This window comes from Amycolatopsis sp. NPDC021455 (assembly GCF_040640995.1).
Lineage (GTDB): Bacteria > Actinomycetota > Actinomycetes > Mycobacteriales > Pseudonocardiaceae > Amycolatopsis.
Genome location: NZ_JBFACT010000018.1, coordinates 1 through 12,893, shown reverse-complemented (window position 1 = coordinate 12,893; position 12,893 = coordinate 1). Strand labels below are relative to the sequence as shown.

Genomic DNA, 12,893 nt, shown 5'->3' with positions numbered 1-12,893 from the left:
TCGACAACCCGTCGACAACTTGCCGAAAGTGCTCCGGCGTATCTGGCGGCGCGGCCGGTTCACCTGTACGGCGTGAGGGCGGATTCGGGGTACGAACCGGACGGCGACGCGGACGGGCCGCGGTTCCAGGTGCTCGGTCCCTTCGAGCTGCGGGTGCGCGACCGGGTCCTGGATCTCGGCGGCTTCCGCATCCGCACGCTTCTCGCGCTGCTCACGGCGAACGCCGGCCGCGTGACCTCGGTGGGAACGCTTGTCGACGCGCTGTGGGAAGCCGAGGCTCCGCGCGACGCGCACCGGACCGTGCGCAGCTACGTGTCACGGCTGCGCCACTCGCTGGTGCCGGCGGCCGAGCTGATCACCACCCATCCCGCCGGTTACCTGCTGCAGCCGCCGCCCGACGCGGTCGACGCCGCGCGGTTCGAGCGGCTGGTCGCGGCCGGGCGGCGAGCACTGGCGACCGAGCCGTCGACGGCGGCGGAACAGCTCACCGCCGCTCTCGGGGTGTGGCGCGGGGACGCCTACGCCGAGTTCCACGACGTCCCGCAGCTGCGCGCCGAAGCGACCCGGCTGCACGAACTGCGCCTCGGCGCGGTCGAGGGCCGCGTCGACGCGGAACTCGCCACCGGTGCGGGCACGGTCCTGGTGGAGGAGCTCACCGAGCTGACCCGGCGCCACCCCGGGCACGAGCGGCTGTGGGGACAGCTGATGATCGCGCTGTACCGGGCGGGCAGGCAGGCCGACGCACTCGACACGTTCGCCCGTGCCCGCACCGTGCTTGTCGAACGATTCGGCCTGGACCCCTCGCCGCGGCTCGTCGAGGTGCACCGGCGGGTACTGGCGAACGACAGCCGGCTCGACGCGCCCGCGGCCCCCGCCGCCGTGACCGTGCGCGCCGAGCCGGCCCGGCCGGTGCGCAGCGACCTGCCGGGCGACATCGCGGACTTCGCGGGCCGCCGGGCGGAGCTGGACCGGCTGCTCGGCAGCGGGCTCGACGCGCCAGGGCTGGCCCTGGTCATCGAGGCGCTGGACGGCATGGCGGGCGTCGGCAAGACGACCTTGGCGGTGCACGCCGCGCACCGGCTGGCCGAGCGTTATCCCGACGCCCAGCTGTTCATCGACCTGCACGGCCACACACCGGGCCAGCCGCCGATCGACCCGGCGGCCGCGTTGGACAGCCTGCTGCGGGCACTGGGCGTGCCGGGCGAGCGGATCCCCGCCGACCTGGACGCGCGCGCCGCGTTGTGGCGCGCGGAGCTGGCGGCGCGCTCGGTGCTCGTCCTGCTGGACAACGCCGCCGACGCCGCGCAGGTCCGCCCGCTGCTGCCCGGCACCGCGCGCAGCCTGACGCTGATCACCAGCAGGCGCAGGCTGGTCGACCTCGAGTCCGCGCGCACCCTGTCGCTGGACGTGCTGCCGGTGGCGGACGCGGTCGCGCTGTTCGCCGGTGTCGTCGGTGACGAGCGGGCGGCGGCCGAGGCCGGCGCGGTCCTCGACGTCGTCGAGCGGTGCGGCCACCTGCCGCTGGCGATCCGCATCGCCGCCGCGCGGCTGCGCTCGAGACCCGCTTGGACCGTGCGCTACCTGGCGGACCGGCTGGGGGAGGCCTGTTCCACGCTCGCCGAACTGTCGGTGGGGGACCGCAGTGTCGGGGCCGCGTTCGCGTTGTCCTACGAGCGGCTGGACGAGCCGGCACGCCGGATGTTCCGGCTGCTCGGCGTGCACCCCGGCCCGGAGATCGACGTGCCGGCGGCGGCCGCCCTCGCCGGGGTGTCGCGCACCGAGGCGAACGAGCTGCTGGAAGGCCTCGTCGACGACCACCTCGTGCAGCAGCCGGTCACCGGCCGGTACCGGCTCCACGACCTGGTCCGCCGGCACGCGTGCGCCGTCGCGCTGACCGAGGAGCCGGAGCCGGCCCGGGCCGAGGCCCTGCGCCGGGTCGTGGACTTCTACCTCCACACCGCCTACGCGGCCAGCCGCTTGCTCGACCAGCAGCACCCGCCCATCGACCTGGGCGAGCCGGCCGTGGGCTGCGTCCCGGTCGCCCTGCCCGACGACACCGCGGCGATGGCGTGGTTCGACACCAACCACCGGTGCGTCGTGGCCGCGCGGGTGGCGGCCGGGAACGCGGGCCGGGACACGGCCGTCTGGCAGCTGGCCTGGACGCTGGACAACTACCACTACCGGCGCGGCCACCTGCACGAGAACATCGCCGCCTGGCGCGCGGGCCTGGCGGCGGCCGAACGGCTGGAGAACGCCGGGGTCCAGGCCCGCGCGCACCGGCGGCTCGGCCTGGTCTACGCCCCGCTCGGCCGTCGGGAAGAGGCGATGCGCCACCTGAACCGGTCGTTGGCGCTGTCCGAGCGCATCGGCGACACGCTGGGGCAGGCCGGTGCCCACTTCGTGCTGGCGCTCGCCTGGACCCACCAGGACGACGACCGCCGGGCACTCGCCCACGTCACCAGCGCGCGGGACCTCTACCGCGAGGTCGGCGACGAGAAGTGGGAAACCAGGGCGCTCAGCATGATGGGTGCCTGTCACACCCGGCTGGGCCACCACGACCGGGCGCGCGCGTACTGCGAGTCCGCGCTGGCCCGCTGCCGCGAGCAGGGCGATGTCTACGGTCAGGCGGACAGCCTGGACAACCTCGGCGCGATCGCGGCCGGCACCGGCGACAGCGCGGGGGCCCTGCGCCACTACGAGCGGGCTCTGGGCCACTGGTACCGGTTGGACAACACCTACCGGCAGGCGGCCACCCTCACCGCGATGGGTGACGCGCACCAGGGCCTCCGGCGGTCCGGCCAGGCCCGGGCGGCCTGGCAGCGGGCTGCGGCCCTCTACCGGGCGCAGAATCTGGACGAAGCCGCGCGGGACGTCGAGGCGCGGCTGAGCCGTACCGGCCCGGCGGTGACCAGCCGGGCCTGACCACGGCCGAGTCCCCACCCGGCCGGGCCGTGCGCGTCGCTCGCGGTGCGGTCAGTCGCACCAGCCGGTGAACGAGTGATCCGCCTTGTAGCGGAGGTTCACCGTGCGGGTGTTGGCCGGGATCGTGATCGGGCCCGGCCGGTCCGGGTCGAACGCGAATCCGCCACCGACGAAGGTCACGCGCGACTCGGCCGGATCGGCGGGGCTGTCGCCGATGGCCCAGATCTCGATCGCGGTGACCTTGCGTCCGAAATGGGCGGCGACGAACAGCTTGCTCCGGCCGTTGCAGGGGATGGAGACGTAGTCGTCGTCGGCGGCGGGAGCCAGCATGGCAAGACCTTCTTCCGAGGTGGAGGGTTGGATGGAGTCGACCCCGGGCCAGTGGTCGGCGACCGACGAGATGTCGTAGCCGGGCGCGACGTTGCCGCGGTACTGCTTGGCGACCGCACCGGCGGGGATCGTGGGATCGCCGTCGAACTTCGCGATCCAGTAGTGGGGTTCGGCGACACCGGCGCTCCGGAACGCCGCCCGGACGGACGGCCAGGTCGAGGCGTTGCAGTAGACCGACGGGTCCGCCCCGGCCGCCCGGCGCAGCCGCACCCAGCCCGGTGCTTGCGCGGGCGTGGCGTCACCGGGCTCGACGTCGAGCACGTGCCCGGCGTTGGTCGAGGCCTTCTTGACGATGCGGACCTTCACCGCGTTCGGGAACCGCGCCCAGTCCGCATCGGTCCACGGCTCGAGCTTGATCTTGTCGATGTATCCGGCGACCATGGCCGCGGTGCGGGGGATGTTCGCCGCTGTCACAGCGTCGTACATGGTGCGCATGCCGCCTCCGTTCTTCGTTCCATGCCGGTTCGGTGGAACACACGGTGGCAAAGCGCGTCGACAAACCGTCGACAACGCAGGTCGGTCGGGGCGGCAGCCGTGACCCGAGGTGTGTCACGCTGGGAGCGACCGCCACCGAAAGGAACCCGATGCACCGGCTCACCGTGCTCTACCCGCCGCCCGCCGACGAAGCCCACTTCCGGGACTACTACGTCGGCACCCACCTGCCGCTGGCGGCGAAGCTGCCCGGTCTCCTGCGGTCGCAGTACTCGTTCGACGTGGCCTCGCTCGGCGGGAAGCCCCGGTACTTCGCCGTCTTCCACGCCGACTTCGAGTCGGCCGAAGCCATGGCCGCGGCGCTGGGGTCCGAAGAGGGCAAAGCGGTGGCCGCGGACGTGCCGAACTACGCCACCGGCGGGGTGGAGATGATCCACTACCCGCTCAGCTGAGTTTTCGGAGCGAACGGGGGGCAGTGTCCCGTTCGGACGGATCGGTCACGCGCTCAGCCGGGCGGGGTCGCTCCGCGTGGGCCGGCGGCGTGCGGGTGACGGTGCGCTGCCGGCCACCGCCGGCTCGGCAGGGCGTGGTGCTCACGGCCGTGGCGCGGTCGGTGAAACGGCTTTCGCCGGCCACCGCCGTCGTCCGCAGCGGTACTTCACGAGCCGGCGACGCCGCCGGCTCGTGAGCCTTTGGTCCTCCGGGCAAGGGACCTGTGGTCCTGGGTGAACCCGCGCGCGGCGAAGAATGATCAGGGCATGCAGATCCAGATCAGCACCGACAAGAACGTGCACGGCGGTGACGCCCTCCTGCGGCGCATCGAGCAGGAGCTCGAGTCCGCGTTGTCCCGGTCCGCCGACCGGATCACCCGCTTGGAAGTCCACCTCGGCGACGAAATCGCCGCGCGCGGTGCCGGGGTGGACCGGCGGTGTGTGCTCGAAGCCCGTCTCGCCGGTCACGGGGCCGTTTCGGTGACCCATCACGCCGGCTCGGTGACCGACGCGTGCCACGGCGCCGTCCGCAAGCTCGAGAGCGTGCTGGAGACCAAGTTCGGCCGGTGGTACGGGCACAAGGGCGGGGACTCCCTCCGGCACCAGGAGGTCCAGGCCGGCCCGGTCGAGGCCGCCGGCTCGCACTGAGAAACCCCCGGCGAGGACCAACAGCCCTCGCGAACGATGACTTACGGCACCCATCGGTGGACCGTTGTGCGGTGTCCGGCGCGGCCGCGGCTTGGTGCGATGGAGAAGACCGAGCGCGGCCCACCCCGGGGGAAGGCATCCCGCGCCGGCCGTCCGGCTGCCGGTCTTCCGACGACGGCGGCCGACGGCGAGGTCGAGCGCCGCAAGGTCTACTTCGGACCCCACTGGGAGATGACGATGCGCAAGTACGTGTACGACTTCGCCGAGGGCAACCGGTTCATGGCGGACCTGCTCGGCGGCAAGGGGGCCAACCTCGCCGAGATGACCGTGATGGGGCTGCCGGTGCCGCCGGGGTTCACCATCACCACCGAGGCGTGCCGGGCGTACCTGGCCGCGGGCGCGCCGCCCGAGGGGCTGGCCGATGAGGTGGGGGAGCACCTCCACGCGCTGGAGCGGGCGATGGGCCGCAAGCTCGGGCAGGTCGATCAGCCGCTGCTCGTCTCCGTCCGCTCCGGCGCGCGGTTCTCGATGCCGGGGATGATGGATACCGTCCTCGACATCGGGTTGACCGACGAATCGGTCGCCGGGCTCGCCGCGTGGTCGGGGGACGAGCGGCTGGCGTGGGACTCCTACCGGCGGCTGGTGCAGATGTTCGGCACGACGGTGCTGGGTGTCGAAGCCGCCCATTTCGCCGACGCGTTGCGGGCGGCGAAGCACGCCAAGGGCGTCACCGGTGATCTCGGCCTGGACGCGGCCGACCTGAAGGCACTGACCACCACGTTCAAGGACGTCGTCCGCGAGCAGGCGGGCCGGGAATTCCCGCAGGACCCGCGCGAGCAGCTGGACCTCGCGATCCGGTCGGTGTTCGAGTCGTGGAACACCGACCGGGCCCACGTGTACCGCCACGCCGAGCACATCCCCGAGAACCTCGGCACCGCGGTGAACGTGTGCGCGATGGTGTTCGGGAACCTGGGCGAGGACTCCGGGACGGGCGTCGCGTTCACCCGCGACCCGGCCACCGGCGCACCCGGCGTGTACGGCGACTACCTCGCCGACGCCCAGGGCGAGGACGTCGTGGCGGGCATCCGCAACACGCTGCCCCTGCACCGGCTCGCCGACCTGCACCCCGGACCCTACGAGCGGCTCCTGGGGATCATGCAGACGCTGGAGGAGCACTACCGCGACCTGTGCGACATCGAGTTCACCATCGAGCGGGGCAAGCTGTGGATGCTGCAGACCCGGGTCGGCAAGCGCACCGCGGCCGCCGCGTTCCGCATCGCCGAAGCCCTGCGCGAGGAAGGCGTGATCGACGCCGACGAGGCGCTGCGACGGGTCACCGGCGCGCAGCTGGCCCAGCTGATGTTCCCCCGCTTCGCCGGCACCGCCACCTCGCCCGTCGCCACCGGCGTCGCGGCGTCCCCGGGCGCGGCGGTCGGCGAGGCCGTGTTCGACTCCGCCACCGCGGTCCGCCGCGCCGAAGAAGGTGCCGCGGTCATCCTGGTGCGGAAGGAGACCAACCCCGACGACCTCGACGGGCTCATCCACGCCCGCGGGGTACTCACCAGCCGCGGCGGCAAGACGTCGCACGCCGCCGTCGTGGCGCGCGGGCTCGGGCGGACCTGCGTCTGCGGGGCCGAGTCCTTGGACGTCGACGTCGCGAACCGCCGGTTCACGACGGCGGACGGCACGGTGGTCGCCGAAGGCGACGTGATTTCGATCGACGGCACCGCCGGCGAGGTCCATCTCGGCGAACTCGCCGTGGTGCCCTCCCCGGTCGTCGACTACTTCGAAGGCCGCCGGGAGCCCGGGAGCGACGCCCTGTTGCAGGCGGTCGACCGGATCATCACCCACGCCGACGCCCGGCGGCGGCTCGAGGTGCGGGCGAACGCCGACACTCCGCAGGACACGCGACGGGCGCGTCGCCTCGGGGCGACCGGCGTCGGGCTCTGCCGCACGGAGCACATGTTCCTCGGGGAACGGCGGGTCCTGGTCGAACGGCTGATCGTCGCCGGGACCGACGCCGAACGCGACGCCGCGCTCGCGGCACTGCTCCCGCTGCAGCGCAAGGACTTCGGGCAGATCTTCGCGGAGATGGACGGGCTGCCGGTGACCATCCGGCTGCTGGATCCGCCCCTGCACGAGTTCCTGCCCGACCGCACCGCGCTGACCGCCGAGGTGGCGGTGGCCCGAGCGCTCGGCCGGCCGGACGCGCCGGAAGCCCTGCTGCGCGCGGTCGAGCGGCTGCACGAGGAGAACCCGATGCTGGGCACCCGCGGGGTGCGGCTGGGACTGGTCGTGCCGGGCCTCTACGAGATGCAGGTGCGCGCCATCGCCGAAGCGGCCGCGGACCGGGTTCGCGCGGGCGGGAACCCGCGGGTGGAGATCATGGTTCCGCTGGTCGGCGACGTGCGGGAGCTGGACATCATGGCCGGACGCGCCCGGCGCATCCTCGACGAGGTCGCCGCCGGGACCGCGTTCCCGTACGAGATCGGCACCATGATCGAGCTCCCCCGGGCCGCGGTGACCGCGGGCCGCATCGCCGGGTCGGCCGAGTTCTTCTCCTTCGGCACCAATGACCTGACCCAGACGGTGTGGGGTTTCTCCCGCGACGACGTCGAGGCGTCGTTCTTCCCCGCCTACCTCGCCGAGGGCATCTTCGCGGTGTCCCCGTTCGAGACGATCGACCGCGACGGCGTCGGCAAGCTCATCGCCGACGCGGTGACCGCGGGCCGGGCCACCCGCCCGGGCCTCGTCATGGGCGTGTGCGGCGAGCACGGCGGCGACCCCGCGTCGATCGGGTTCTTCCACGAGGTGGGCCTCGACTACGTCTCCTGCTCGCCCTTCCGCGTCCCCGTGGCCCGGCTCGAGGCCGGCCGCGCCGCCGTCGGTCAAGCCGACAGCGCTGTCGACAACCGCTAGTTGTCGCGCGTCCTTCGTTGACGGCGGCCCCGCTCAAACGCCCCAATGTGGCGTTGGGTGCGTTGGATGCACCGAATGCCGCGTTGGGTGCGTTGGATGCACCGAACGCCACGTTGGGTGCGTTGGACGCACCCAACGCCACATTGGGGCGCATCGAGGCGCCCGCGTCCCCAGGGAGCTTCGGGCCCTCCGGCGAGGACCAAGGTCACCACCGGAGTTCCGCCGATCGGACGGAAGCCGGGAGCCGGCCGGGTCATCCCCGAATGGCGCCGCGACAGGCCGGTACCCGGTGGCCGGCGGAATCCCCAGGTCACCGCGCGTCTTCGGGCCGGCGGGCCTGCTCGGCGGCGAACGGCGCCAGCATGTCGTACAGCTCCGCGGCGGACAGCTCGCCGTGTGGCCGGCGCTCCGGCGCTGCCGGTTCGGCGTGGTCCAGGCCGAGCATCGCGATCAGCTCGGCTTCGTCCCGGCTGTCGTGGGTGTGCCGCCGGACCACCCGGAGGGCACGGCTGCGCTCCGCGGGCGTCGGCTCGTCGAGCACGGCGGTACCCCTCAGCCGTCCGGCTCGGCGACGTCGAGCCGGTAGCCGGGGACGAGCCGGGCGTCCCCCGGGGTGAACTCGACCCAGACCGAGCCGGGGCGGAGGTCGGGTGCGCGGCCGATCACGACGCCGGTGCGCCCGGTGAACCGGCCGCCGTGCGCGCGTACCCGCAGGCCGTTGGGGAAGCCGCCCGCCCGGGCGGGTCCGGGGTTCCGATCCTGGTGGGCGACGCTCATCGCGGCCTCCTGTCCGCAGGGATGTACCGGGCGTTCTGCCCGTAGCACGAGGATTCCCCGAGGGAGGTGAACCCGGTCAGAGGCGGAAGCCCGGCCCGCGTGAGCACTTCCTCACGTTCCGCCGGGCCCTTGTGCCCACGACCGGCGCGCGCCGCCCGGGATCAGCGATCGGCGCCGCGCGGTGCCGGGGTCGCGCTGAACTGGCCCTGCCAGCTGGCCTGGGCGCCGGAGTCGCCGATGCGGTAGACGTCGTAGACCGCCGCGCCCGCGGCCACCACGGCGAGGACCGAGAGCACCACCGTCACCGCGGTCGACGCCGGGGCCAGGAACGTGCGGCGGCCGGCCGTCTCGGCCCGCACGCTCTCGCGGCGGCGCCACCAGACGAGGAGCGCCACCACGGCCACCGGGATCGCCACCCACAGCGCGGTGTCGCCGAGCTCGGTGTGGGCCCGCACGAGCGGCGTCGGGGCGACCCGCCGTTCCAGCCATTCGCCGGCTTCGGTGGTGATCGGCACCAGGACCACGACGAGGACGGACAGGATCGCGTTCGGCCCGGCGAGCTTGGCGCGCGCGGCCGGCCACAGGGCGGTGAGCACCAGGAGTAGCGCGGACAGGGGCAGCAGGACGACGATGGCGTGGACGAGCAGCACGTGGGCGGGCAGGCCGTTGACGGTGGTCATGATGTCCTTTGTGGAGGGTGAACGGATCGGGGGCGCCGGGTGCTCACGGAGCGCGGGCGAGTGCCGCGACGCGATAACCGGGTGCACGCGTCGAGACCCATTCGGCGACGTCTTCGCCGCCCCGGGCGAACGCCGCCGTGGCGAAGACGTCCGCCCACAGCAGGGTCGGCCCGACGACCGTCACGGCGAGCAGCTCGCGCGGATGAGTGCCGGTGTGCGGATCGACGATGTGCGCGCCGCGGGCGGCCGACCCGGACGTCGCGATGCCCCCGGCGCGCAGTTCGAGGATCGTCAGGAAGGCTCCGTCGGCCACCGGGTCTTCGACGGCGACCCGCCACGGCGGGGCACTCGTGACGCCGACCCGGCCGGTGATGTCGCCGCCGACGTTGAGGTAGTGGTCGAGCCCGCGCAGGCGGGCGAGGTGCGCGGCCGCGTTCCCGGTCGCCCAGCCCTTCACCAGGCCGGACGGGTCGAAACCGCCGGGCAGCCACGCGTCGAAGTAGCCGTCCGTGCGATCGCGCGCCTCTGCGCACAACGCCACCACTTCGGTGAGCCACGGGTGCCACTCGTCGCGGGGCAGCTCACCCCGGCGGAGCGCACTGACCTGGCTGTCGGGCCGGTAGGTGCTGAACAGCTCGTCGGCGGTGCGCAGGTGCCCGAACACGGCCGCCACGGCCGGTTCGACGGCGGGGTCGGAGTCGATGCGCGGGCCGCGCAGGTGGAGGCTGGCCGCCGTCCCCATGACCGGCCGCGTCCAGGACCGGCGGTACCGGTGCGTGGTCGTCACCGGTGGGCCTGGCCGGTCGCCGGCTGCGGGGACCGCGCGACGGCCGGGCGGGTGACGACGGTGGCGGACATCGGGCTCCTCGTGGCGGCGTGATGACTCCTGCGGAATCCACCCTTCCGGTGCCCGGTTAGCCGTCGACGTGACCCGGGTGAGAGTTCGGTAAGAGAAGAACGGGTGGTCGGGTCACGGTGGTCCCGACTCCGTCGCGTCGTCCGCCTCCGGCCGGAGGACCAGCCGACGGCCCTCGATCCGGTCGACGCCGATCCGGAGCAGCCGGTCGCGCGGTGGGGGAGCCCACGAGCGCAAGCCGGCCCCGAACTGCGCGGCCACGGTCTCGACGTCGGTCGTCAGGACGGCCACCCCGCTGACGATCACGCTCCAGCCGGTGTGGCCGCCGGGGTCGTAGGCGTCGGCTTCGAAGGTGACCGGCTGCCCGTCGAGCCGGTCGGCCCAGGAGTTCCGGCCCGCTCGCAGCCAGATCGCGTCGCCCGCCACGGTGAAGTTGACCGGCCGGATCGCCGGCCGCCCGTCGCGGACGAAAGCCAGCCGGCCGAGCGGCACGGAGGCGAGCAGCGCGTGGCAGCGAACCGGGCCCAGCACACGCAGTTCGGGGATGCTCATCGGTCCCGCACCGGGTCAGTCCGGCGCTTCGGCGCGGTACTTGAGCTTCGCCAGCCGCGTGGCGGCGAAGAGCGCCGCGACGGTGATCGCGCCCAGTGTCGCGAGGAGGCGGTTGACGTCGATCGCCGGTTCCCAGCGGAGCTTGCCGTCCTTGATGACGTAGGCTCCGACCGGTTTGGCCGACAGCCCGAACCCGCCGCCTTCGCCGGAACGGCCTTTTTCGTCACGGCTGTCGCCGCCGCCACCGCCGGTGCCGACACTGGACGCCACGATCACCGTGACACCGTCGGCCTCGTACGGCTCGCCGTAGACCATCTTGGTCTCCAGCCCGTCCTTCGCCTTCGCGAGCAGTTCGTCGACCTTCATGCGGCGAAGTGTCACCGCGCGGCGCGCCGGAACCACAGAGCCGATGGTCCCCTCGGCCGGTGACCGAGGGCCCCGGTGCCGGTGGCGTTCGCCAGCGGTGGCGGTCACCCCGCCGCGATTTGCTGGGTCCGTCACGCATTCAGCGACTCCGGAGGCCGTCATGGCGTACCGTCCCCCGCTGGCCGAGCTCGGGCTGAACACCGGCAAGAAGACCCGGCTGCACCGCATCCTGCACGAGCACGGCCTGCGCAACGGCACCGCGTTCTTCCTGCCCTACGACCAGGGCCTCGAGCACGGCCCGCGCGACTTCTTCGCCAACCCGGCCGCGAGCGACCCGAAGTACATCCTCAAGCTCGCCATCGAGGGCGGTTTCAACGGGATCGCGATCCAGATCGGGCTGGCCGAGAAGTTCTACTGGGACTACGCGGGCGAGTTGCCGCTGGTGCTGAAGCTCAACGGCAAGACCGAGATCCCGTCCGACGCCGAGGCGCTGTCCCCGCTGCACGGCAGTGTCGAGGACGCGGTCCGGCTGGGCGCGGACGCCGTCGGTTACACCCTCTACGTCGGGACTCCGGCGCAGGAGCAGGACTTCGCGCAGTTGCGGCAGGTCCGCGCCGACGCGCACCGCCTGGGCATGCCGCTCATCGTCTGGGCCTACCCGCGCGGCTCGGCCATCGACGCCAAGGGCGGCCGCGACTCCTTCTACGCCGTCGACTACGCCGCCCGGACCGCGTCCGAGCTCGGCGCCGACGTCGTGAAGGTGAACTTCCCGCACCCGGCGAAGATCGACAACGTTCCCGGTGGCTACGCCCAGGAAACGACCGGCCAGCAGGCGATCGACGCCGTCGTCCGGTCGGCCGGGCGGACGTTGCTGCTGGTTTCCGGCGGCGGCAAGGCCGGTGACGACGCGATGCTGGAGAAGGCGCGGGAGTCGATGGAGGCCGGGGCGACCGGGTTGATCTTCGGCCGCAACGTCTGGCAGCGCGAGCACGACGAGTCCCTGCGGTTCGTCGCCGCGCTGCGGGACATCCTCGCGAAATACCCGAGCGCATGAGTATCACCACATCTTTCGGGGGTCCGGGTGGCGGAGCCCCCGGCTCGGGGCGAAGCCCCGGCATTACCGAGGTTCGCATCCACGGCCGTGGCGGCCAGGGCGTGGTGACCGCGGCCGAGCTGCTGTCGGTCGCCGCGTTCACCGAAGGGCGGCACGCGCAGGCGTTCCCCAGCTTCGGCTCCGAACGCACCGGCGCGCCGGTGGTGTCGTTCTGCCGGATCTCCGACGCGGCGATCCGCACCCGGGAACCGATCGTCCGGCCCGGGGCGCTGATCATCCAGGACGCCACCCTGCTGCACCAGGTGAACGTCTTCGAGGGCCTGAAACCCGACGGCTACCTGCTCGTGAACTCCGCGCACGGCTTCGGCGAGCTGGGCCTGGGCGAGTTCGTCCGCGGGTTCCGGCGGGAGCGCCTGCTCGTCGTGCCCGCGACCGAGCTGGCGAAGAAGCACCTGGGCCGGGCGGTGCCCAATGCCGCGCTGCTCGGCGGGTTCGCCGCGTTGACCGGGGTGGTCCAGCTGCGGTCGGTGATCGCCGCGATCGCCGGCCGGTTCAGCGGGCCGAAGGCCGACGGCAACATCGCCGCCGCGACCGCGGCCTACGGGTTCGTCCGTGCCGAGCGGGAGGAGCTGGCCGGTGCTCAGGCAGATTGAGGGATCCCGGGCCGTCGCCGAAGCGGTCGCGCTGTGCCGTCCCGAGGTCGTCTGCGCGTACCCGATCTCGCCGCAGACCCACATCGTCGAGGGCCTCGCCGAGCTGGTGAAGTCCGGCGCCCTCACGCCGTGCGAGTTCGTCAACGTCGAGTC

General features: G+C 73.1%; 14 protein-coding genes. 7 read left to right on the top strand and 7 right to left on the bottom strand.

Annotated features, from left to right (window positions below; genetic code table 11):
• The first annotated feature begins 72 nt into the window (after window positions 1-72).
• Window positions 73-2,922: a BTAD domain-containing putative transcriptional regulator gene (locus tag AB0G28_RS21740; RefSeq protein WP_361091552.1), complete on the top strand. Its 2,850-nt coding sequence runs from the start codon at window positions 73-75 to the stop codon at window positions 2,920-2,922.
• 51 nt (window positions 2,923-2,973) lie between these two features.
• On the opposite strand, the gene AB0G28_RS21735 is transcribed toward AB0G28_RS21740, so the two are convergent.
• Window positions 2,974-3,747 (bottom strand): hypothetical protein, encoded by a 774-nt coding sequence (locus AB0G28_RS21735; protein WP_361091549.1) that lies wholly within the window; start codon window positions 3,745-3,747, stop codon window positions 2,974-2,976.
• A 149-nt stretch (window positions 3,748-3,896) separates the two neighbouring features.
• Here AB0G28_RS21735 and AB0G28_RS21730 point away from each other — a divergent pair, with 149 nt between their 5' ends.
• From AB0G28_RS21730 to ppdK, 3 genes are all read left to right on the top strand, one after another.
• Window positions 3,897-4,196, top strand: a complete 300-nt coding sequence (locus tag AB0G28_RS21730) for an EthD family reductase (RefSeq protein WP_361091546.1) — start codon at window positions 3,897-3,899, stop codon at window positions 4,194-4,196.
• Between the two features lie 306 nt (window positions 4,197-4,502).
• Window positions 4,503-4,883, top strand: a complete 381-nt coding sequence (locus tag AB0G28_RS21725; RefSeq protein WP_361091543.1) for an HPF/RaiA family ribosome-associated protein — start codon at window positions 4,503-4,505, stop codon at window positions 4,881-4,883.
• A gap of 99 nt (window positions 4,884-4,982) precedes the next feature.
• A complete protein-coding gene (gene ppdK / locus AB0G28_RS21720; protein ID WP_361091540.1) occupies window positions 4,983-7,802 on the top strand; it encodes a pyruvate, phosphate dikinase in 2,820 nt (939 codons plus the stop codon).
• A 310-nt stretch (window positions 7,803-8,112) separates the two neighbouring features.
• Here ppdK and AB0G28_RS21715 read toward each other — a convergent pair whose 3' ends face one another.
• From AB0G28_RS21715 to AB0G28_RS21690, 6 genes are all read right to left on the bottom strand, one after another.
• Window positions 8,113-8,343: a hypothetical protein gene (locus AB0G28_RS21715; protein WP_361091537.1), complete on the bottom strand. Its 231-nt coding sequence runs from the start codon at window positions 8,341-8,343 to the stop codon at window positions 8,113-8,115.
• A gap of 11 nt (window positions 8,344-8,354) precedes the next feature.
• Window positions 8,355-8,579, bottom strand: coding sequence for a hypothetical protein (locus AB0G28_RS21710; RefSeq protein WP_361091534.1), 225 nt, complete (start codon window positions 8,577-8,579; stop codon window positions 8,355-8,357).
• Between the two features lie 161 nt (window positions 8,580-8,740).
• Window positions 8,741-9,259, bottom strand: a complete 519-nt coding sequence (locus tag AB0G28_RS21705; RefSeq protein ID WP_361091531.1) for a DUF2231 domain-containing protein — start codon at window positions 9,257-9,259, stop codon at window positions 8,741-8,743.
• A 43-nt stretch (window positions 9,260-9,302) separates the two neighbouring features.
• Window positions 9,303-10,046: an FAD:protein FMN transferase gene (locus tag AB0G28_RS21700; protein WP_361091528.1), complete on the bottom strand. Its 744-nt coding sequence runs from the start codon at window positions 10,044-10,046 to the stop codon at window positions 9,303-9,305.
• A gap of 183 nt (window positions 10,047-10,229) precedes the next feature.
• Window positions 10,230-10,667: a pyridoxamine 5'-phosphate oxidase family protein gene (locus tag AB0G28_RS21695; RefSeq protein ID WP_361091525.1), complete on the bottom strand. Its 438-nt coding sequence runs from the start codon at window positions 10,665-10,667 to the stop codon at window positions 10,230-10,232.
• 15 nt (window positions 10,668-10,682) lie between these two features.
• Window positions 10,683-11,033, bottom strand: a complete 351-nt coding sequence (locus tag AB0G28_RS21690) for a spore germination protein GerW family protein (protein WP_361091522.1) — start codon at window positions 11,031-11,033, stop codon at window positions 10,683-10,685.
• A 160-nt stretch (window positions 11,034-11,193) separates the two neighbouring features.
• Here AB0G28_RS21690 and AB0G28_RS21685 point away from each other — a divergent pair, with 160 nt between their 5' ends.
• The 3 genes from AB0G28_RS21685 to AB0G28_RS21675 form a co-directional block, all read left to right on the top strand.
• Window positions 11,194-12,087 carry a fructose-bisphosphate aldolase gene (locus tag AB0G28_RS21685; RefSeq protein ID WP_361091519.1) on the top strand — a complete coding sequence of 298 codons (894 nt, stop codon included), beginning with the start codon at window positions 11,194-11,196 and terminating at the stop codon, window positions 12,085-12,087.
• Complete coding sequence (locus AB0G28_RS21680; protein ID WP_361091517.1) at window positions 12,084-12,740, top strand: 2-oxoacid:acceptor oxidoreductase family protein; 657 nt, start codon at window positions 12,084-12,086, stop codon at window positions 12,738-12,740. Before AB0G28_RS21685 ends, AB0G28_RS21680 begins: the two co-directional genes overlap by 4 nt.
• A partial coding sequence (locus tag AB0G28_RS21675; RefSeq protein WP_361091514.1) for a hypothetical protein occupies window positions 12,700-12,893 on the top strand: 194 nt, incomplete at its 3' end. The genes AB0G28_RS21680 and AB0G28_RS21675, both read left to right, overlap by 41 nt.

What these genes read in the sequence shown, in the direction of transcription:
- AB0G28_RS21735 (WP_361091549.1), bottom strand. Translation starts at nt 3,747, where the DNA reads ATGCGCACCATGTACGACGCTGTGACAGCGGCGAACATCCCCCGCACC.
- AB0G28_RS21730 (WP_361091546.1), top strand. Translation starts at nt 3,897, where the DNA reads ATGCACCGGCTCACCGTGCTCTACCCGCCGCCCGCCGACGAAGCCCAC.
- AB0G28_RS21725 (WP_361091543.1), top strand. Translation starts at nt 4,503, where the DNA reads ATGCAGATCCAGATCAGCACCGACAAGAACGTGCACGGCGGTGACGCC.
- ppdK (WP_361091540.1), top strand. Translation starts at nt 4,983, where the DNA reads ATGGAGAAGACCGAGCGCGGCCCACCCCGGGGGAAGGCATCCCGCGCC.
- AB0G28_RS21710 (WP_361091534.1), bottom strand. Translation starts at nt 8,579, where the DNA reads ATGAGCGTCGCCCACCAGGATCGGAACCCCGGACCCGCCCGGGCGGGC.
- AB0G28_RS21705 (WP_361091531.1), bottom strand. Translation starts at nt 9,259, where the DNA reads ATGACCACCGTCAACGGCCTGCCCGCCCACGTGCTGCTCGTCCACGCC.
- AB0G28_RS21695 (WP_361091525.1), bottom strand. Translation starts at nt 10,667, where the DNA reads ATGAGCATCCCCGAACTGCGTGTGCTGGGCCCGGTTCGCTGCCACGCG.
- AB0G28_RS21690 (WP_361091522.1), bottom strand. Translation starts at nt 11,033, where the DNA reads ATGAAGGTCGACGAACTGCTCGCGAAGGCGAAGGACGGGCTGGAGACC.
- AB0G28_RS21685 (WP_361091519.1), top strand. Translation starts at nt 11,194, where the DNA reads ATGGCGTACCGTCCCCCGCTGGCCGAGCTCGGGCTGAACACCGGCAAG.
- AB0G28_RS21680 (WP_361091517.1), top strand. Translation starts at nt 12,084, where the DNA reads ATGAGTATCACCACATCTTTCGGGGGTCCGGGTGGCGGAGCCCCCGGC.